This window comes from Parabacteroides faecis (genome assembly GCF_014647375.1).
GTDB classification, from domain to species: Bacteria; Bacteroidota; Bacteroidia; order Bacteroidales; family Tannerellaceae; genus Parabacteroides; species Parabacteroides faecis.
Genome location: NZ_BMPB01000003.1, coordinates 239,879 through 259,780 on the forward strand (window position 1 = coordinate 239,879; position 19,902 = coordinate 259,780).

A 19,902-nucleotide genomic window follows, 5' to 3' on the forward strand; every position below is an offset into this window, starting at 1 on the left:
AATAATGGACATATCAGTAGTTATTCCGTTGTACAACGAAGCCGAGTCTCTACCCGAATTGGAAGCATGGATAGAGCGGGTGATGAAAGAACATAACTTTACTTACGAAATAATATTTGTAAACGACGGCAGCACGGACAATTCATGGGAAGTGATCCAGGAGTTACAACAAAAGAACTCATGCATCAAAGCCATCAAGTTCCGCCGGAATTACGGTAAATCCCCCGGATTGCATTGCGGTTTCCAACGGGCAAAAGGCGATGTCGTCATCACAATGGATGCCGATCTGCAGGACAGCCCGGATGAAATACCTGAACTGTACCGTATGATTAAGGAAGACGGATACGATCTTGTCTCCGGATGGAAAAAGAAACGGTATGACCCGCTGTCGAAGACACTCCCGACCAAACTGTTCAATGCTACAGCCCGCAAATTTTCCGGGATCGACAACCTGCACGACTTCAACTGCGGACTGAAAGCCTACAAAAGTGTCGTGATTAAAAATATCGAAGTGTATAACGATATGCACCGTTATATCCCCTATCTGGCTAAGATAGCCGGATTCCACAAGATCGGTGAAAAAGTCGTACAACACCAGGCACGCAAATACGGGACCACCAAATTCGGGCTGAACCGCTTCGTGAATGGCTATCTCGACCTGATCACACTATGGTTCACTTCCAAATTCGGAAAGAAGCCGATGCACTTCTTCGGACTATGGGGTAGCGTGATGTTCTTCATCGGCTTTATCGCCCTGGTCTTCGTGTTAACCATGAAGCTGATCTCTATGTTCTCCGGCGACCTGCGTCCTTTGGTGACCAATTCCCCGTATTTCTATATCTCGCTTACCGCGATGATCCTCGGAACACAAATGTTCCTGGCTGGATTTATCGGTGAACTGATCTCGAGGAACTCGCCCAACAGAAACAACTATAAGATAGAATCAGAAATATGAATACACTTGAGCTGATACAGAAACGCTGTTCGATCCGCCAATATGCACCCACTGCGGTGGAAGAGGAAAAAATAGACTACCTTCTGGAAGCAGCACGCCTGGCCCCTTCGGCTGTTAATTTCCAACCCTGGTATTTTCTGGTGGTAAAGGAAGACGAGGGACGCCGCAAACTCCAGGAATGCTATCCGCGGGAATGGTTCAAACAGGCCCCGTTGCTGATACTGGTTTGCGGAGACCACAGCCAGTCGTGGAAACGGCAATCCGACGGTAAAGATCACATGGACATCGACGTAGCTATTGCTACGGAACATATCTGCCTGGCAGCTGCCGAACAAGGTTTGGGAAGTTGCTGGGTTTGTAATTTCGATACGGCCCTGTGCCGGAAACATTTCAATCTGCCGGAAACGGTAGAACCGGTGGTAATCCTGGCGATAGGTTACCCCGAAAACCCGGATCTGTTCGCTAAGACTCCGAAGAAAAGGAAAGCGACGGACGAGGTTAGCAAAAGGGAAACATTTTAATTTATGTCAATTATAGAAATAGTGTTACTAGCCATCGGATTATCGATGGACAGTTTAGCCGTGTCTGTAACCGGCGGTGCCGTCATCCGGAACTGCACCGTTTGTAATATGGTTAAGATCGGCTCTTTTATGGGTATCACACAAGCCACAATGACGGTTTTAGGCTATTTGGCTGGCGTCGGATTCCAGAAATACATTACAGCCTTCGACCACTGGATCGCATTTGTCCTGTTGCTTTACCTGGGCGGCAAGATGATTTACGACAGCACCCAGGAGGAAGATGAGGATTGCAAAACGAATCCGCTCTGCAACAAAACATTGTTCGGACTATCCATAGCCACCAGTATCGATGCGCTGGCTATCGGTATCTCGTTGGCAATCCTGAAATCGGATATCGTTATCCAGGCATCCCTGATCGGTATCGTCACTTTCCTGATGTCGGCCTTCGGCGTTTATTTCGGAAGCCGCTTCGGACGGAAAGTAGACCTGAAACTCGATCTGCTCGGCGGACTGATCCTGATAGGTATCGGAGCAAAAATACTAATAGAACACTTGTTCTTAAGCTAATAAAGGAAATATATGAAAAGTCAGGAATTACGTAAGCTGGCACCGGAACTCGACTCGCTTCGCCTCGGCAGTGGCTGGAGCATCGAAGACCTGAGCAAACCACAGATCATCGTTGAAAGCAGCTACGGGCACAGCCATCCCGGAAGCGCCCATCTGAACAAACTGGTGGAAGAAGCCGGAAAAGGAATCAACGACGCCGGAGGACGGGCTGCCAATTACTATGTTACTGACATTTGTGACGGTGAAGCACAAGGCCATGACGGAATGAACTACTCACTCGTATCGCGCGACCTGATGGCAGCCATGATGGAGATACACGTCAAAGCAACTCCTTTCGATGCAGGCGTTTTCATCACCAGTTGCGATAAATCGGTCCCGGCTCACCTGATGGCAATCGCCCGCCTGAATATGCCGGCCCTTCTCATACCGGGAGGCATTATGAAAGCCGGTCCCAATCTGCTGACATTGGAACAGATCGGAACGTACAGTGCCCAATATGAACGGAAAGAGATTACCGAAGAACAATTCTTCACCTACAAAAAAGAGGCTTGCCCTACTTGCGGGGCCTGCTCATTCATGGGAACGGCTTCCACCATGCAGGTCATGGCTGAAGCACTAGGCATCGCGCTCCCCGGTTCAGCTTTGATCCCGACTCATATACATTATTTAAAAGAGATATCCCGCTATGCCGGCCAACGTTCCGTCGAATTGGCTAAAGAAGAATTAGCGCCATCCGACATCCTGACGATCGATGCTTTCAGGAATGCGATCATGGTACATGCCGCCATCGCCGGTTCCAGCAATAGCCTGCTGCATCTGCCTGCCATCGCTCACGAACTAGGCATCGAACTTCCGGCAGAACTGTTCGATGAAATACACCGGCAGATCCCATTCCTGCTGAATATCCGTCCGAGCGGATTCTGGCCGGGCGAATACTTCTGGTATGCCGGCGGCGTTCCTGCCATTATGGAACAACTAAAAGGCGTACTAAACCTGGATGTCCGGACAGTCACCGGCAAATGCCTCGGAGAAAACCTCGAAACCCTGCAAAGAAACGGCTTCTACGAAGGATGCAACAAATACCTATCCCCGCTTGGAGTAAAATCCGGAGATATTATCAAATCTTTTGAAACCCCGATCCGGAAACAAGGAGCCATTGCCATATTAAAAGGCAATCTCGCCCCGGAAGGAGCCGTTGTCAAACACGCCGCCATCTCTCCCAACCTGATGCAGGCAACATTGACAGCCCGTGTATTCAACAGCGAAGAGGAAGCATTGCAAGCCGTATTACAAAAAGATATCCACCCGGGAGATGCCGTATTTATCCGCTACGAGGGTCCGAAAGGCAGCGGTATGCCTGAAATGTTCTACACGACGGAAGCAATCGCCTCCGATCCCGAACTCGCGGAAAGCATCGCCCTCATTACCGACGGACGTTTTTCCGGAGCCACCCGTGGTCCCGCCATCGGCCACGTCTCACCGGAAGCCTACGAGGGTGGCCCTATCGCCCTGGTGGAAGACAACGACCTGATCCGTATCGACATCCCGGCCCGCAAGCTCGACATCATCGGAACAAACGGACAGCAACTGCTCCCGGAAGAAACAGAACGCATCTTGTCAGAACGCCGGAAGCGATGGATACAACCCGCATCCCGCCATACGAACGGCATCCTGGACATTTTCACACACAATTGTGCGTCTCCCATGAAAGGGGCCTATATGGAAAACAGAAAGGCTTAACCATTGACCTTGGTTGAATTACAATAAATTTTAGTATCTTTGCAGCGCTAAAATTTAAAGAGATGTACAAGAAGATTTACCTGGTGCTCAGCTTATGGATACTCATTTTCACAGCCTGTACAAAACAGAAACAATATTTTGAAGAAAGTGGTTCCGTTTTCCATACAATCTATCATATCAAATATGAAGGTTCTGAATTATTGACTGAAAAGATCGATGCCGAACTTCAGAAATTCAATCTTTCTCTGAACCCGTTCAATCCGAACTCAATCATATCGAAAGTGAACCAGAACGAACCTGTCGAAGCAGACGACTGGTTCATCGAGGTATTCAACAAAGCCAAGGAAGTATCCGATCATTCGGAAGGAGTCTTCGACATAACCTGCGCCCCGCTCGTCAACCTGTGGGGATTCGGTTTCAGCAAAATGGACAGCGTAACCCCTCAGATGATCGACAGCATCAAACAATTTGTCGGTTATCAGAAAGTCAGGCTCGACGGACGGAAAGTAATAAAAGACGATCCCCGTATCCTGCTGAACTGCTCCGCCATTGCCAAGGGATATGCCAGCGACGTGATAGCACGCCTACTCGAACGGGAAGGAGTCGAAAATTACATGGTCGAAATCGGAGGCGAAGTCACGATGAAAGGTGTCAACCAGAACGGAAAATGCTGGCGTATAGGCATAAACAAACCTGAAGACGATTCGACAGGAATAAAGAACGATGTCGGCGAAGTGGTCGAATTATGCAAAAAAGGAGGCGTAGCTACCTCCGGCAACTATCGTAACTATTATATCAAAGACGGTAAGAAATATGCCCATACCATCGATCCGCGTACGGGCTATCCATCCGAACAAAGCATATTAAGTGCGACGATTGTTGCAGACGACTGTATCACCGCAGACGCTTATGCCACAGCATTCATGGCTATGGGCCTCGAAAAAGCCCGCGAAGCCGCAAAGAATATCCCCGGAATCGAATACTATGTTATCTACACCGACGAAAACGGTAAACATCAGATAGAATACTCTACCGGTATGCTCCAATTCCTTCCGAACAGGAAGATCGAAGCACTACTGAGCGAGTAGCAATTTTTTATGAAGAATTTTATTAATCAATTTGAGTGTAAAGAAGTAAAAGCCGGTGAAGTAGTATATGACACAGAACAAATGGGAAACATATTACTTTTTGTCACAGCAGGAAAACTTCTTATTTGTTCGATAGCAACGCCGGTAGTAGAAGTCAATGAAGGTTATTTCGTCCTGTTACCGGCAGAAAAACGTCATATCGTAACGGCTATCACAGATGTACAAACGGTACTTATGCATGCAGGAACATTATCGACAATGATCACGGAAGACCCGGAATGGAACCCGGAACGTCCGGTGGTTCTACCCACTTTTCCATCATTAGCAAAAACGATTTTCCTGCTTGAATCCTATCAGAAAGAAAAAAGGTCTAATTTAAATTAGACCTTTATTTACTTTCTATGTTTCCGATCAGAAACGCTTAATGAGGAACGACGGATTGATCCGGAGGTAAACACCGGCAGAGAAGCTGGTCGCACTACCGGATTTCCCGACCTCACCGGCAGCCGGACCGAACTTATTCACCGACAAATGCTGATACACATCCACATCTACTCCCAAAGAAAATCCCTTTCCGAAACTCCTGGAATATTCCAGTCCTAAATAAACCATATTCTGTCCGTCAAAAGAAACCCCTTCTTTCGAAGTCGACACCGCCCCGTAAAACGGACTTCCAAACATCGATATGAACTTATTACTGTTCCAGTAAGATGCTTTCACCCGGAAATCATAAATATCCGCGGAAGCCCGGGCATAAAAACCGGAACCACTACCATAAGGCCATAACTTTCCGGCCTGCTGATAATAGCCCGTCACGTCAAACTCCAGGTTCACGCTCCGGAAAACCCGATTTCCCGTATTCCAGACTGTCCCTACACCCACCGAACCATTCATCAGCGTCTGTACCGAATTGGTAAAGATCGTATCGATCTCCCCTCCCCGATGCTGGGCCAACCCTTGCACCGGCGCATAAAAATGAAAGTGGGCATCCGGATCATTCAGCTTATAACGTCCCGACAACCCCACGGTAAATGCCTCCTGATGCGTATCGTCACGGAAAATAAAACTCTCCCAATTCACCCACACATCCAGATCGAACCGGCGTGAATCATATAATAACTGCAACCCCGCTTCCGGATCAGCCGTCAGGTTCAGCTCCGGATTATACAAGGGTTCAATCAAATTATGATTAGCCCCGCCATAAATATCTCCGAGAACGATATTCACATGATCAGACAAAGCTATCTGCGCACGAAAAAAAGGAAGCACATGAAAACCATGCTGAAACTGGTCGCCTTTCCATCTGGCAATATCCTGATATGCCAAAGCCGGATATTTTTTGGCACCCCAATAACGTAACATATGTACGCCCAACTCCAGTTTAATATTACTCAAAGGATAAAAGACAGCTTTCGGCTGTAACCAGAAGCCCGGCAACGAATATCCCTTCATAATAGAACCAGAATATTCATTATCTTTAAAAAAACTAATATTGTCCACCTCGACAAGCAACTGTCCTTTCTTTTCCGGATCGATACGATGGTCCGACTTAAAGACCAGGTCGGGTATCTGTGCACGGACCGGAGATATGATAAACAGATTTATAATCAAGAGACATACGCCCGATAAAAGAAGGCGGGCAGGTTTCATAAGAAGAGTTTTCATCTATTTTAAAATTTGCAGCAAACGTAAGAAATAATCGTCAATAAAAAAAGGGACATGGAGTTTAACTTCCATATCCCTTCCTATGCTATTTGTCAAAACTATCTCAACGTCTCGGAGTAGCTTCTTTAACAACCATCTGACGACCTTCGTATTCTGCGCCGTTCAGTTCGTTGATTGCATTTCTGCCTTCATTTTCGTTTGTGAATTCAGCGAATGCAAAACCTTTAGATCTGTTTGTGTCGCGATCGATGATCAACTTAACTGATTCTACAACGCCATACTCTTCCAAAACCTGCTGTAAGTCAGATTCTCTAACCCGATAGTTCAGGTTACCAATGTAAATATTCATACAAAAAATAATATAAAATAATTAATAAAAAAAACTTGTAACAAATAATCTTGGAAAGGTCGATTACTACAAAATAAATTCATTGTTGAATATTACATCTGAGATAAAAGAACTATTTCTGAAAACTATGTTGTTTACACGTCGCAAAGGAAAGTATTTTTATTCGATAACCAACTATATTCACCTAAATTATTTGTCAATCGAATCTCTTTTTATATTTTTGTAACAAATAACCAAGGGAGGAAATATTTTTTCATCGTGCAGAAGGCTCAAAAAACAAGCCTTTAGAACTAAAAACGGTAACCATTTGCCTTCAACATTGGCGAGTTATTGAAAATTATAGTATTTTTGACCAATTATATCGCATATTTTTCCTTTTTAATCCGATTAAGAAGGGCTAAATTTGCACAATTATTTTTTGAACTTAAATTGACATGGAAAAAATCGAAGTAAAAGAAGCTAAAGGTAAACTTGGCATTCTCGTTGTGGGTGTAGGTGGAGCAGTATCAACCACCATGATTACAGGTACTCTGGCTGCTCGTAAGGGGGTAGCAAAACCAATCGGCTCGATCGCGCAGATGGCGACTATGCGTTTGGAGAACGGAGAAGAGAAAGCAATCAAAGACATCGTGCCTTTGGCTGATCTGAACGATATTGTATTCGGCGGTTGGGATATATTCCCCGATAATGCATACGAGGCTGCCATGTATGCAGAAGTATTGAAAGAAAAAGACCTGAACAACGTGAAAGAAGAATTGCAGGCTATCAAACCGATGCCGGCTGCATTCGATCACAATTGGGCAAAACGCTTAAACGGAACGCACATTAAAAAAGCGGCGACCCGTTGGGAAATGGTAGAACAACTGCGCCAGGATATCCGCGACTTCAAAGCCGCAAATAACTGCGAACGTATGGCAGTTCTGTGGGCAGCAAGTACGGAAATCTACATTCCGCTGTCAGAAGAACACATGTCGCTTGCCGCATTGGAGAAAGCCATGAAGGAAAACAACACCGAGGCTGTTTCTCCGAGTATGTGTTATGCTTACGCAGCCATTGCAGAAGGTGCTCCGTTTATCATGGGTGCTCCTAACCTGTGCGTAGATACACCTGCTATGTGGGAATTCTCCAAACAGATGAATGTCCCTATCTCCGGTAAGGACTTCAAGAGCGGACAGACACTGATGAAGACCGTACTGGCTCCGATGTTCAAAACACGTATGCTGGGTGTAAGCGGCTGGTTCTCTACCAACATCTTAGGAAACCGCGACGGTGAAGTATTGGATGATCCTGCAAACTTCAAGACAAAAGAAGTAAGTAAACTGTCAGTGATCGACAACATCTTCGAACCTGAAAAATATCCGGATCTGTACGGTGACGTATATCATAAGGTACGTATCAACTACTACCCGCCCCGTAAAGACAACAAAGAAGCATGGGATAACATCGATATTTTCGGATGGATGGGTTACCCGATGGAAATCAAGGTAAACTTCCTTTGCCGCGACTCCATCCTCGCTGCTCCTATCGCCCTCGACCTGGTATTGTTCAGCGATCTTGCCATGCGTGCCGGCATGTCTGGTATCCAGACCTGGCTGTCATTCTTCTGCAAGAGCCCGATGCACGACTTCGAACACCAGCCTGTTCACGACCTGTTCCAGCAGTGGAGAATGGTTAAACAGACCTTGCGTGATATGATCGGAGAAAAAGCACCTAGCTATCTGGATTGATACACACATATAAGAAAGATTTCTTCTATCCGTTCAAAAAGTTTTTCCACGGATAGAAGAAATTCTTTTTCATATATCAATCATCTTTATTCAAATAGTTTCTGATAAAATATGGATTATGCAATCATTGCGGCAGGCGAGGGTTCCCGGCTGGTGCAAGAAGGAGTAAAATGCCCCAAACCACTGGTACAACTGAACGGTACGACATTAATAGACCGGTTGATCGATGTTTTTCTGAAAAACGACGCATCGTCTATCAGTATTATCGTCAATGAAGAAATGACGGAAGTACAGGAACACCTGCGTAAGATGGAACTACCCGTTCCCTTTTACCTGCTGGTAAAGTCCACGCCCAGTTCCATGCACAGCTTTTACGAGCTAAGTCACTATCTGGACAGCGATAGCGTCTGCCTGACTACCGTCGATACCATTTTCAGGGAAGAAGAATTCGGCGGATATATCCGTGAATTCCTGAAAGACAACCAACTGGACGGTTTGATGGCTGTAACGGATTTCATCGACGACGAAAAGCCGTTATACGTAGATACCGATGAAGATCTAACGATCCGCGGCTTTCTGGACAAACAGGGAGAACCGGCATGCACCTACATATCCGGCGGCATCTATTGCCTGCGGCGTTCCGGATTGAAAGTGCTGAACAATGCCATTGAACAAGGCATGTCGCGCATGCGCAATTACCAGCGCCAACTGATAGCCGAAGGATTAAAGCTAAAGGCATATCCTTTCAGCAAGATCGTAGACGTAGACCATGCAGAAGATATCCAAAAAGCCGAAGAGTTTTTAAACAGTTAACAGTTGACAAGTGACAATTGACAGTTCGTTCGGTAACTCTCACTTGTCATCTGTCATCTGTCAACTATCAACTGTCAACTAAAAAAGTAATGAGCAAACTAACTATAGCAGGTATTCGTCGGGAAAATCAGTTTTCCCCCAATCATATCGGGAACGATGCCGCCATCTTTGCCCTGACCGTTCAGCACCTGCGCGATCTGGGATGTGAAGTAAACGAATACATAGAATCAGACCTGATAGTCCGTCATTTCCAGGAATCAGCCATTTTCAATATGGTAAGGAACTGGACCTCTATCCATAAACTCCAGCAAATGGAAGACCGGGGCTATACGGTTATCAACTCCGGTTATGGAATTGAGAACTGTACACGTGAGAAAATGACCCGCCTGTTAATGTCGAACAACATCTCACATCCTGCCAGCCTGATCCTTCCGACCGACGAAGATCCGACTGCCGCCATTGAAGAAGCGGGATTTTTCAACAGCTGGATCAAACGGGGTGACTTTCATGCCATCCACCGGGAAGACGTCACTTACGTCAGAAATCCGGAAGAAGCCAAAACGATCCTGAAAGAATACGCGATCCGCGGAATCAAAACAGCCGTGATCAACGAACACCTGGTCGGCGACCTGGTCAAATTTTACGGCGTGACGGGAACAGATTTCTTTTATTGGTTCTATCCGTCTAACCAGCATCACAGCAAGTTCGGTTTAGAACAAATAAACGGAACAGCCAAAGGCATTCCGTTTGACAAGCCAAAGCTGCAGCAGCTTTGTAGCCAGGCTGCGGAAGTACTGAATATACATATTTACGGAGGCGACTGCATTATATCCGAAGACGGTTCGATCCGTCTGATCGATTTTAACGACTGGCCCAGCTTTGCCCCTTGCCGTGACGAGGCTGCCCCCCACATTGCCCGCCGTATCTATAATTTAATCAGCAAATAATGGAAGAGACAACAAAGAAACCTGATATAGAGTCCACACTCAAATCCCTGGATACCGAAGAGTTCATCGATATCCATTTCTATCGCCCGATCGGTTACCGTTGGGCGTTATTCTTCAATAAACTGGGAGTATCTCCCAATGCGATCACGGTCGCCAGCATATTCATCGGCATCGCCGCCGGTATCTGCTTCTATTACCAGAGCCTGACTATTAATATAATAGGTATGCTGCTGCTGATCTGGGCAAACTCATACGACAGTGCCGACGGTCAGCTGGCACGTATGACCGGTAAAAAAACACCTCTTGGACGTATCCTGGACGGGACAGCCGGAGACTGTTGGTTTATAGCCATCTACGCAGCTATCTGCCTTCGCCTGACACCGGAATGGGGCATCTGGATCTGGATATTTGCAGCCATCACCGGATTTTTCCACAGTAAACAGGCTGCTATGGCAGATTATTACCGGAACATCCACCTGCTCTTCCTGAAAGGAAAGGCAGGCAGCGAACTCTCCCACTCTCCTGCCCTGAAAGAGAAATACAAGACCATGAGCTGGAAAAAGGATTTCATCTACAAACTTTTTGAAACATTTTATATCAACTATACGGTCGGACAGGAATCGCTGTCGCCCAGGTTTCAGAAAATGATGCACATAATCCGCACCAAATATCACGACGAAGCGCCGGAATGGTTCCGTAAAGCCTTCCGTGAAAAAAGTCTGCCGTTGATGAAATACACCAATATGCTATCTTTCAACACGCGTGTCATTGCCCTATTTGTCAGTCTGTTCATCGACATGCCGTGGTTGTATTTCGTATTTGAAATGACAGTATTGAATATTATGCTGGCATATATGATCGTCAAACACGAACATATATGTACCGCATTCACCAAAGAGCTTGAATCAAAATCATAAATATATGTTCGAACCAGACAAGATAAAAGGAATCATATTCGATTACGGCGGCACCATCGACAGCAATGGCATGCACTGGGCCGAAGTGATCTGGATGGCTTACCAGGCAGAGGAAGTTCCGGTCAGTAAAGAAACTTTCCGGAATGCTTATGTGCACGGCGAACGGACGTTAGGTAAAAATCCGATCGTAAAACCCCATCATACTTTCCTCGACATGCTGCGCCTGAAAACAGACATACAGATCGAATGGCTCAAAGCAGGTGATTTTATCCCGGAAGCATACGCAACATCCGGATTAAAACAACGGCTTGCCGACTGGTGTTACGCGTATGCACGTAAATCCATCGACACAGCCCGTCCCATACTCGAGGCTTTATCGCAGAAATACCCGCTGGTACTGGTATCCAATTTCTACGGAAACATCGAATCGGTCCTGAAGGACTTCCATCTGGACAGCTATTTCCAGTCGATTGTCGAATCGGCCGTAGTCGGTATCCGCAAACCCGATCCTGCCATATTCGGATTAGGAGTAAAAGAGTTATCGCTTCCTGCTGAAGAGATCGTCGTTATCGGCGATTCCTACGACAAAGATATTGTCCCGGCCACTACTATCGGATGCCAAACAATCTGGTTGAAAAGCATCGGCTGGAGCGATTACGAAGGAAATGAAACTGCTGATCTCGTTATTACGGATTTCCCTGAGCTGGAAAAGGCTTTCGCCCTGTAGACATTTTGACCATCAATGGTTCAATAAGAACCTTTCAGAAAATAAAAGCCGCCCTATCTTTGCATATAAAAAAGATAGGGCTTTATTATGTTGAAAAGATGTGTTTTTTTACTATTCGTTCTACTCACCTCATGCGATCTGATAGACTACCATCCGTACGACGGAAGAATATCGTACAAAGAAGATAAAGATATTAATGAAACGAATATCTTTAAGATACAGAATACCTGCCAAAATAAAGACACCATTCGTTTTGCCTTTACAGGCGACACACAACGCTGGTTGGACGAAACAAACGATTTCGTGAAGCATATCAATCAACAAGATTCCATCGATTTTGTCATTCATGGAGGAGACCTGACCGATTTCGGTATTAAGAAAGAATATATCTGGCAACATTCGATCCTGTCCAAACTGAAAATGCCTTATGTCGCCCTGATCGGTAATCATGATATTATTGGTAACGGGGAACTGGTATACGAAGACATGTACGGTCCCAAAAACTTTTCGTTCCGGGTCGGACCTTCACATAGTTATGGCGGAGGAGCCGCATTTCGTTTCATCTGCCTGAATACGAATGCCCTCGAATACGATTACTCTATCCCCGTACCTGATTTTTCCTTTATAAAGAGCGAACTGAACAGTACAACGGAAGATGATAAATGTACGATCTTTGTCATGCATGTCCCACCCGGAAGCGAGCAATTCAATAATAATGTGGCAGATATCTTCCAGGAAAAGATTCGGGAATTCCCCAACCCTCTTTTTTGCCTGCATGCCCATGATCATAACTTTGCCGCCCGCGAGTTATTCAACGACGGGATTATTTATTATTGCTGCGACAATATCGGCAAACGTACCTATTTACTCTTTACCGTAACACCAGATAGCTACTCCTATGAAATCATTAAATTTTAAAACATCCTTACTACTCATATTCATACTTTTATCATTTTACACAACAGCTCAGGACAGTATTCCGGCAATAACAGGGTATGAAAAACGCATAGAAAGATACACGTCATTATGGGATCATCTGATTCCCCGATACAGCAAAATACAATTTGCCGGATCGATGGGAATGTTTTCCTTCGGAGTCGGCTGGAACTATTACCGCCATCATTGGGAAACAGACCTTTTATTCGGCTTTGTCCCCAAAACCACCCGTAACCTGAAAGCAGAAAGTGCCAAAAAGCGTCATGCCATGGCTACATTTACATTAAAGCAAAATTATATCCCCTGGAGAGTCCCATTGCACAAAAACATCGATTTCGAACCGTTAACAACAGGACTATACATAAACACTCTGCTCAACAGGCAGTTTTGGGTCCATAGCCCGGACAAATATCCCGAAGGATATTATTTTTTTTCAACCCGGATACGAACCCATATCTTTTTGGGCGAACGTGTCACTTTCAAGTTCAATAATCCGGGACGCTGGCATAAATCTGTCACGTTATTTTATGAACTCAGCTCATGCGACCTATACATATTGAACAAAATCGGGAACAAATATCTAAAGCCGAAAGATTTTTTAAGTTTATCGTTTGGGTTAAAATTTCAGATACTGTAAAAAGAAGTTTTTAATATATATAAAAAAGCGGCTCCTTATTGTAATATTTAACACATAATCACACTCTCCGAAAAACCGCAAAACTGTAACGACACTCAGTATTCATTTTAATAGATAAACAGCTATATCACATAGATATAAGATACAAAGTAGTGACTAAAAAAAACGATCGTTTTTTTTAGTCACAGCAAAGGTATACATTTTATTTATATCTGCAACAAAGAAAAAGTAGTAAGATTCTAATAATCAAAAGATCCATAAAAATAATCCTAATTGTTAAAGCGAACAAAATAGTGACTAGAAAAAACGATCATTTTGGCTAGTCACTATTTCGTCACCCTACCTCTGGGACTGACGAACTTTGTCGTATAAAAACAACTAGTATTAAATAATGGCTTACCTACTTATAGCTATATCCTTACTTATATCAATATTCCTATCAGCACTGATAATTCCGCGTGTTCTGGTAGTAGCATTCCGAAAAAAGTTATTTGACATACCTGATGAACGGAAAGTCCATAGTGGCATAATTCCCCGTTTAGGCGGTATCACTTTTGTCCCCACTATCCTCTTTGCCCTCTGTTTCACGACCGGTCTTCGTTATTTAATCGGTTATGAAATCCCTTCAGAGAGTCTACATTTCATAATTCCCGAATTTTATTTCATGGCCTGTGGCCTGACGTTATTGTATTTATCAGGTATAAAAGACGACCTAGTAGGACTACGCTATAGAAGTAAATTCGTCATACAGATCATAGCCGCCAGCCTCATTCCCCTATCCGGCTTATGGATCAACAACTTATACGGTATCTTCGGCATTAACGAACTTACCCCCTGGCTGGGAATCCCTTTTACAATCCTATTAACTGTATTTATCGTCAATGCAATCAACCTGATCGATGGCATCGACGGATTAGCCTCAGGACTCAGCAGTATATCGCTGTTAACTCTGGGTAGCATATACGTTTATTATAGTCAATGGATATACGCTACACTTGCGTTCTCCACTCTTGGAGTATTGCTTCCTTTCTTTTATTATAATGTATTTGGAAAAGTAGATCGCTGTAAAAAGATATTTATGGGTGATACCGGGAGCCTGACACTTGGTTATATTCTTGCATTCCTTGCCATACGATATGCTTCATATAATCCTCAAGTCGCACCTTATTCAGAAGGAGCAATTATTGTAGCTTTTTCTACTTTAATTATTCCGATGTTTGACGTAATTCGTGTAGTGTTACTCCGTGCACGAACTCAGAAAAATCTATTTCAGCCAGATAAAAACCACATTCATCACAAATTCTTAGCCATGGGATTGAGCCCACGCAAAAGTATGATTTTAATATTAGTAATGGCTGCAGGATTCAGTATTACAAATATTTTATTAATGCCATATGTAAACAATAACATATTATTTTTCACGGATATTTCAATTTGGACCGGATTAAATATGTGGTTTGACAAAATTCGAAATATAAAAAATACAAATAATTAATTTTTAAGATTCAAAAAAATAAATTCAAAATGATAAAATTACTCGATTGTACGCTAAGAGATGGTGGTTATTATACCAATTGGGATTTTGATAAGGATCTTGTTAATACATATATAGAAGCTACAAATATTTTACCTATAGAATACCTAGAAATAGGATATCGAAATAATCCTTCTAAAGAATATTTAGGTAAATATGGCTATTGTCCTATCTTTGAATTAGAGGATTTACGAAAAAAATCAAAAAAAAAATTAGCAATTATGCTAAATGAGAAAAATGTAAATCAAATAGATTTAAAGAAGCTTCTAAGTCCAATAAAAGAATTCATTAATATGATTAGACTGGCTGTTGACCCAGAAAATTTTGATCGCGCAGTACAACTGGCTGAATCAATAAAAAAAATGGGATTTGAAGTCGGGTTTAATACTATGTACATGTCAAGATGGAAAGAATATGATGATTTTATTCCAAAATTAAGAAATATAAATGGCATAGCAGATTTATTTTGCATGGTAGATTCTTATGGAGGAATAACCCCCTATGAAGTTCGTGAGACTATATCCATAATTAAAAATGAAATAAATTGTTCCATAGGTTTTCATGGACACAACAATTTAGAATTGGGATTAATAAATTCATTGACCGCAATAGATTGTGATATTGATTATATTGATGCTACAATTTTAGGAATGGGAAGAGGGGCTGGAAATTTAAAAATGGAACTTATCCTTACTTATTTAAATAAAAGCAAAGGAATAGAAGTTGACTTTAATGTACTAGGAGAAGTTATATCAAATTTCAAAGAATTACATAAAAAATATGAATGGGGCACAAATTTACCCTATATGCTTTCTGGCATTAATTCACTTCCTCAAAAAAATATCATGGATTGGGTTAATAATAGGGTATATTCTTTCAATAGTATTGTTCGTGCTTTAGATAATAAAAGAGAAAAAAAATTAGACAATGCAAAATACCCATTACTAAAAACTAATATTTTCAAAAAAGTTTTAATTATTGGTGGTGGTAAAAATAGCCTAGCACACTTAGCAGGCATAAATGCCTTTATAGAAAAAAATCATTCAATAGCTATCATTCATGCAACATCAAGATATGCATTCCATTATAAAAATATCAATGTTCCACAATTTTATTGTTTAGTAGGAACAGAAGGTAAACGTTTATCAAAAAATTTAAGTGCCTATCCTTTTAATGGAACATGTATTCTTCCACCTTATCCAAGAATAATGGGGACTGATGTTCCTGAGTTTGTTCAGAGTAATACTTTTGAATTAAAAAAAATCTGTTTCACGGACAACTATTTAGATTCATGTACTGCAATAGCCCTACAAACAGCTCTCGAATTAAAAGCAGAAGAAGTGTACATGATAGGATATGATGGATATCCAGATAATGTCTTATCAGAAAAAGAAATGGCTTTAACTAATGAAAATAGAAATTTATTTACAGATTTTTATCAAACTACAGGAAAAAAAATAATGTCATTAACTCCTTCATTATATAAAGAAATAGAAGTCAGATCCGTATATCAATATATTTAATCATGGATAAAGTTGCATTTTTCCTACCTACACGAAAAGGTAGTCAACGCGTAAAAAATAAAAATACTCGTCCTTTTGCTCAAATAAAAGGAGGACTATTTGAAAATAAAATATCACAACTTATACAAACCAAAAACATTGATGAAATAATATTATCAACTAATGATGAAGACTGTATTTTAATTGCACAAAAATTTCTATCACAATCAGAAAAAATCAAAATAGATATTCGCCCAACAAAGCTTTGTTTAGATTCAACTAATCTACAAGATTTAATAGCCTATGTGCCAACACTTACAAATGCAGAGCACATTCTTTGGGGACATGTAACAACTCCAATGGTAGATGCACATATATATGACCAGGCTGTCAAATTATATCTATCGAATCTAGAATTAGGATATGACTCACTAGTTGGAGTTGTTGGATTTAGGAACTTTCTATTAAATAATAAAGGAGAGATTATCAACAATACAACCTCACTACCTTGGCCACGAACTCAAGATCTAGAAAAATTATATGAAATCAATCACTCTATTTTTTTAGCCAAACGACATATATATGAAGAACAATTAAATCGTATTGGAAAAAAACCTTATCTATTTGAAATGAACAAAATAAGTTCATTTGATATTGATTGGGAAGAAGATTTTAAAATAGCAGAAATAATCTATAATATCTTTAAATAAGGATATCACATAGTTGGTAATATATTATATGAATAAATATAGTAGATTAGGAAAAAATACAGGTCTAATAATAGTAGGGAATATAGGAAGTAGATTCATTTCATTCTTCATGTTACCCTTTTATACAACATGGCTATCAGTAAAAGATTATGGAATTATTGATTTAATTCAAGTTTATACATCTTTTATATTAAGTATTATTTCATGCTGCATTTATGAATCTATTTTTGTATTTCCAAAGGGACAAAAAAAGGAAAAACAAACAACTTATTTTTCTTCAGGAATATATTATACTATCCTTTTATTTGCAATAACAGGAATATTATCTTTCATATTTCATTTCATATTAGTTAATAACCATGTTAAGAATTTTTACACTACATATTCCTTGTATTTATATATCATTATATTTTTATCTTTTACCCAAACTTACACACAACAGTTCTCTAGAAGTCTTAATCAAATGAATATATATGCATTATGCGGTATCATTTATACAGCATCAATGGCTATTTCTTCTATTATCTTGTTACCAATATATGGAGTATATGGATTTTTAATTGCCCAAATAGTATCTTTAGCAATATCTACTATATATACCTTTCTATTTGGAAAAATGTATAAGTTTATCAATTGGAGTTACATACAAAAAAGGGAATACATAGAAATGCTAAAATATGCACTACCTCTAATTCCTAATGCATTAATTTGGTGGCTTATATTAAGTTTTAATCGTCCTGTTATAGAAAGCTATATTGGACTAAAAGCTGTAGGGCTATTTGCTGTTGCATGTAAACTACCTAATATGATAGGAGCTTTCTATAACATGTTTGGTACATCTTGGCAAATTTCAGTTCTTGAAGAATTCAACAACTCGGATTATACATATTTCTTTAATAGAGTGTGTCGATTTATTGTTCTTGGATTAGTTTTTATTTCATCTTTAATGTGTATAACAAGTAAATGGATAATTTCTCTATTGACAAGTGTTGAATTTATTGATGCCTGGATCTACATACCGATTTTATCATTAGCTATACTTTTCTCAAATATATCAAATTTTATTGGCGCTACATTTTCAGCAGTAAAACAGAGTAAGTATTATTTCTATTCAGGTATATGGGGAGCCATATCTAGTATAGTTTTCAATTTCACTTTAATACCTACTTATGGATTATATGGTGCTGCAATATCAATGGTATTAGCAAATTTTATAATTCTCATTTCAAGAACGATATATTCATGGAAATATGTCAAAATACAAAATTTATTTTCATATGTGATAATGATTGGTATCAATATTATAATTGCGATATCTGTTTGTATAATTGACAACTTATTAATAAAATCAATTTCAATAGTCATTTTTTTATCAATATTAATACTAGCAAACAAATCTGTTATTAGAGATCTATACAATAATCTAATATTACATTTTAATCAAAATAAAAAACAAATCCAAAATGAATCTATTCAAAAAAACTTCAAAGAATAAATTTAATATAAAAAATGTATGTATAGTAGATACTGTATATGCTTTATTAATTTATTTATTAAAATCAGATATAAATGATATTCATGATACTTATTTCTTTGTATCAGAAGGTATACATCCATCTATTCAAAACAATTTAACACATAAATATATCTATAAAAAAAAGCATTTACCGAATTTAATATCAGAAATATATGACTTAATTAGATTAAGAATATTCAAATACATTCGTTGGCCATTTATAAAAGATTCTTTAATATATTCGCAAGATCATTTACCCTATTCCATTCCATTAGTTGGAAATAAATCTTATTCATATATTGAAGATGCTCCATATATTTATTCTATCATAAAAGCTAATAATTGGCTCGATAATAAAATCAAGTACTGGAATGATCGATATTATATAAAAAAAATAAATCTTTATATATTTGGCAAAACATATAAAAAGCCAGTTGGACTCAGTAATTCTTGCAAAGAAATAATACTTTCAGTTAAAGATATAGCACCATTTTGGACAAATAAAAAAATAACGATTATTGATATTTTTAAAATTTGGAGTAATAGCCCAGAAGAAAAAAAAAAGTTAATATATAAGATATATAATATTACAAATGAAGATATAGAAGAGCTAAAAAGTAAATCAATAATAATACTTACACAAAGATTTGTTACAGATGGAATATTAACAGAAGAAGAACAAATAAGAATCTATAAAAAAATAATTTCATATTATGATTCAAACAAAATCTTAATTAAACCACACCCTAGAGATAAGATAGATTACAAAAAATATTTTAACAATATTTCATGTTTCAACAAAATTATTCCATCACAATTATTCGATCTATTAGGTATTAGATTTGATAAGGCTGTTACAATTTGTACTTCTGCTGTATTTGATTTTTCATATAAAATAGAAATAGATTGGTTTGGTTCAAAAATTCATCCAAAAATTTTTGATCAAGAAGGAGAAATAGACATCTCACAAATCAACACATCAGGCAATAAAATAAATTTCATAAATATCAATTAATACAACAATAAAAAGATAATTTAACATATTAAAAGT

20 protein-coding genes are annotated in these 19,902 nt (G+C 40.1%); 18 read left to right on the forward strand and 2 right to left on the reverse strand.

Annotated features, from left to right (window positions below; translation table 11 throughout):
• Positions 1-4: 4 nt before the first annotated feature.
• From IEY67_RS05360 to IEY67_RS05385, 6 genes are all read left to right on the forward strand, one after another.
• Positions 5-955 (forward strand): glycosyltransferase family 2 protein, encoded by a 951-nt coding sequence (locus IEY67_RS05360; RefSeq protein ID WP_122355007.1) that lies wholly within the window; start codon positions 5-7, stop codon positions 953-955.
• Entirely contained in the window at positions 952-1,476 is a 525-nt protein-coding gene (locus IEY67_RS05365; protein ID WP_122355009.1) for a nitroreductase family protein, read from the forward strand. Before IEY67_RS05360 ends, IEY67_RS05365 begins: the two co-directional genes overlap by 4 nt.
• Positions 1,477-1,479: 3 nt before the next feature.
• A complete protein-coding gene (locus IEY67_RS05370) occupies positions 1,480-2,043 on the forward strand; it encodes a manganese efflux pump MntP (protein WP_122355011.1) in 564 nt (187 codons plus the stop codon).
• Positions 2,044-2,055: 12 nt separating this feature from the next.
• Entirely contained in the window at positions 2,056-3,783 is a 1,728-nt protein-coding gene (gene ilvD / locus IEY67_RS05375; RefSeq protein ID WP_183669327.1) for a dihydroxy-acid dehydratase, read from the forward strand.
• 62 nt (positions 3,784-3,845) lie between these two features.
• The gene (locus IEY67_RS05380; protein WP_122355016.1) at positions 3,846-4,871 is read left to right on the forward strand and encodes an FAD:protein FMN transferase; all 1,026 of its coding nucleotides are present in this window, start codon (positions 3,846-3,848) and stop codon (positions 4,869-4,871) included.
• Positions 4,872-4,880: 9 nt separating this feature from the next.
• Positions 4,881-5,255: a cyclic nucleotide-binding domain-containing protein gene (locus IEY67_RS05385; RefSeq protein WP_183669325.1), complete on the forward strand. Its 375-nt coding sequence runs from the start codon at positions 4,881-4,883 to the stop codon at positions 5,253-5,255.
• 27 nt (positions 5,256-5,282) lie between these two features.
• Here IEY67_RS05385 and lpxZ read toward each other — a convergent pair whose 3' ends face one another.
• Together lpxZ and rbp are read right to left on the reverse strand one after the other, a co-directional pair.
• Positions 5,283-6,536 carry an LpxZ family protein gene (gene lpxZ, locus IEY67_RS05390; RefSeq protein WP_183669323.1) on the reverse strand — a complete coding sequence of 418 codons (1,254 nt, stop codon included), beginning with the start codon at positions 6,534-6,536 and terminating at the stop codon, positions 5,283-5,285.
• 103 nt (positions 6,537-6,639) lie between these two features.
• Positions 6,640-6,885, reverse strand: coding sequence for an RNA-binding regulator (rbp, locus tag IEY67_RS05395; RefSeq protein ID WP_122355022.1), 246 nt, complete (start codon positions 6,883-6,885; stop codon positions 6,640-6,642).
• A 434-nt stretch (positions 6,886-7,319) separates the two neighbouring features.
• Here rbp and IEY67_RS05400 point away from each other — a divergent pair, with 434 nt between their 5' ends.
• From IEY67_RS05400 to IEY67_RS05455, 12 genes are all read left to right on the forward strand, one after another.
• On the forward strand, positions 7,320-8,612 hold the full coding sequence (locus tag IEY67_RS05400) for an inositol-3-phosphate synthase (RefSeq protein WP_122355024.1): 1,293 nt from the start codon (positions 7,320-7,322) through the stop codon (positions 8,610-8,612).
• A 111-nt stretch (positions 8,613-8,723) separates the two neighbouring features.
• Positions 8,724-9,425, forward strand: a complete 702-nt coding sequence (locus IEY67_RS05405; RefSeq protein ID WP_183669321.1) for a nucleotidyltransferase family protein — start codon at positions 8,724-8,726, stop codon at positions 9,423-9,425.
• An 89-nt stretch (positions 9,426-9,514) separates the two neighbouring features.
• Positions 9,515-10,372 (forward strand): ATP-grasp domain-containing protein, encoded by an 858-nt coding sequence (locus IEY67_RS05410; RefSeq protein ID WP_183669319.1) that lies wholly within the window; start codon positions 9,515-9,517, stop codon positions 10,370-10,372.
• A complete protein-coding gene (locus tag IEY67_RS05415) occupies positions 10,372-11,289 on the forward strand; it encodes a CDP-alcohol phosphatidyltransferase family protein (RefSeq protein WP_122355030.1) in 918 nt (305 codons plus the stop codon). The genes IEY67_RS05410 and IEY67_RS05415 overlap by 1 nt, the downstream gene beginning before the upstream one ends.
• Positions 11,290-11,293: 4 nt before the next feature.
• Positions 11,294-12,016, forward strand: a complete 723-nt coding sequence (locus IEY67_RS05420; RefSeq protein ID WP_122355070.1) for an HAD family hydrolase — start codon at positions 11,294-11,296, stop codon at positions 12,014-12,016.
• 87 nt (positions 12,017-12,103) lie between these two features.
• Positions 12,104-12,934, forward strand: coding sequence for a metallophosphoesterase family protein (locus IEY67_RS05425; RefSeq protein ID WP_122374204.1), 831 nt, complete (start codon positions 12,104-12,106; stop codon positions 12,932-12,934).
• Positions 12,915-13,589 carry a hypothetical protein gene (locus IEY67_RS05430; protein ID WP_183669317.1) on the forward strand — a complete coding sequence of 225 codons (675 nt, stop codon included), beginning with the start codon at positions 12,915-12,917 and terminating at the stop codon, positions 13,587-13,589. The genes IEY67_RS05425 and IEY67_RS05430 overlap by 20 nt, the downstream gene beginning before the upstream one ends.
• Before the next feature lie 391 nt (positions 13,590-13,980).
• On the forward strand, positions 13,981-15,084 hold the full coding sequence (locus tag IEY67_RS05435; protein WP_183669315.1) for an MraY family glycosyltransferase: 1,104 nt from the start codon (positions 13,981-13,983) through the stop codon (positions 15,082-15,084).
• Between the two features lie 29 nt (positions 15,085-15,113).
• Positions 15,114-16,646 carry an aldolase catalytic domain-containing protein gene (locus IEY67_RS05440; RefSeq protein ID WP_221267767.1) on the forward strand — a complete coding sequence of 511 codons (1,533 nt, stop codon included), beginning with the start codon at positions 15,114-15,116 and terminating at the stop codon, positions 16,644-16,646.
• A gap of 2 nt (positions 16,647-16,648) precedes the next feature.
• Positions 16,649-17,335 carry an acylneuraminate cytidylyltransferase family protein gene (locus IEY67_RS05445; RefSeq protein WP_183669313.1) on the forward strand — a complete coding sequence of 229 codons (687 nt, stop codon included), beginning with the start codon at positions 16,649-16,651 and terminating at the stop codon, positions 17,333-17,335.
• A 28-nt stretch (positions 17,336-17,363) separates the two neighbouring features.
• The gene (locus tag IEY67_RS05450) at positions 17,364-18,830 is read left to right on the forward strand and encodes a lipopolysaccharide biosynthesis protein (protein ID WP_183669311.1); all 1,467 of its coding nucleotides are present in this window, start codon (positions 17,364-17,366) and stop codon (positions 18,828-18,830) included.
• A complete protein-coding gene (locus IEY67_RS05455; protein WP_183669309.1) occupies positions 18,799-19,866 on the forward strand; it encodes a polysialyltransferase family glycosyltransferase in 1,068 nt (355 codons plus the stop codon). Before IEY67_RS05450 ends, IEY67_RS05455 begins: the two co-directional genes overlap by 32 nt.
• The last annotated feature ends 36 nt before the right edge of the window (positions 19,867-19,902 follow it).

Coding starts and splice junctions, on each gene's coding strand:
- IEY67_RS05430 (WP_183669317.1), top strand. CDS start 12,915: ATGAAATCATTAAATTTTAAAACATCCTTACTACTCATATTCATACTT.
- IEY67_RS05420 (WP_122355070.1), top strand. CDS start 11,294: ATGTTCGAACCAGACAAGATAAAAGGAATCATATTCGATTACGGCGGC.
- IEY67_RS05365 (WP_122355009.1), top strand. CDS start 952: ATGAATACACTTGAGCTGATACAGAAACGCTGTTCGATCCGCCAATAT.
- IEY67_RS05415 (WP_122355030.1), top strand. CDS start 10,372: ATGGAAGAGACAACAAAGAAACCTGATATAGAGTCCACACTCAAATCC.
- IEY67_RS05400 (WP_122355024.1), top strand. CDS start 7,320: ATGGAAAAAATCGAAGTAAAAGAAGCTAAAGGTAAACTTGGCATTCTC.
- IEY67_RS05435 (WP_183669315.1), top strand. CDS start 13,981: ATGGCTTACCTACTTATAGCTATATCCTTACTTATATCAATATTCCTA.
- lpxZ (WP_183669323.1), bottom strand. CDS start 6,536: ATGAAAACTCTTCTTATGAAACCTGCCCGCCTTCTTTTATCGGGCGTA.
- IEY67_RS05380 (WP_122355016.1), top strand. CDS start 3,846: ATGTACAAGAAGATTTACCTGGTGCTCAGCTTATGGATACTCATTTTC.
- IEY67_RS05370 (WP_122355011.1), top strand. CDS start 1,480: ATGTCAATTATAGAAATAGTGTTACTAGCCATCGGATTATCGATGGAC.
- IEY67_RS05425 (WP_122374204.1), top strand. CDS start 12,104: ATGTTGAAAAGATGTGTTTTTTTACTATTCGTTCTACTCACCTCATGC.
- IEY67_RS05385 (WP_183669325.1), top strand. CDS start 4,881: ATGAAGAATTTTATTAATCAATTTGAGTGTAAAGAAGTAAAAGCCGGT.
- ilvD (WP_183669327.1), top strand. CDS start 2,056: ATGAAAAGTCAGGAATTACGTAAGCTGGCACCGGAACTCGACTCGCTT.
- IEY67_RS05360 (WP_122355007.1), top strand. CDS start 5: ATGGACATATCAGTAGTTATTCCGTTGTACAACGAAGCCGAGTCTCTA.
- IEY67_RS05455 (WP_183669309.1), top strand. CDS start 18,799: ATGAATCTATTCAAAAAAACTTCAAAGAATAAATTTAATATAAAAAAT.
- rbp (WP_122355022.1), bottom strand. CDS start 6,885: ATGAATATTTACATTGGTAACCTGAACTATCGGGTTAGAGAATCTGAC.
- IEY67_RS05405 (WP_183669321.1), top strand. CDS start 8,724: ATGGATTATGCAATCATTGCGGCAGGCGAGGGTTCCCGGCTGGTGCAA.
- IEY67_RS05410 (WP_183669319.1), top strand. CDS start 9,515: ATGAGCAAACTAACTATAGCAGGTATTCGTCGGGAAAATCAGTTTTCC.
- IEY67_RS05445 (WP_183669313.1), top strand. CDS start 16,649: ATGGATAAAGTTGCATTTTTCCTACCTACACGAAAAGGTAGTCAACGC.
- IEY67_RS05440 (WP_221267767.1), top strand. CDS start 15,114: ATGATAAAATTACTCGATTGTACGCTAAGAGATGGTGGTTATTATACC.
- IEY67_RS05450 (WP_183669311.1), top strand. CDS start 17,364: ATGAATAAATATAGTAGATTAGGAAAAAATACAGGTCTAATAATAGTA.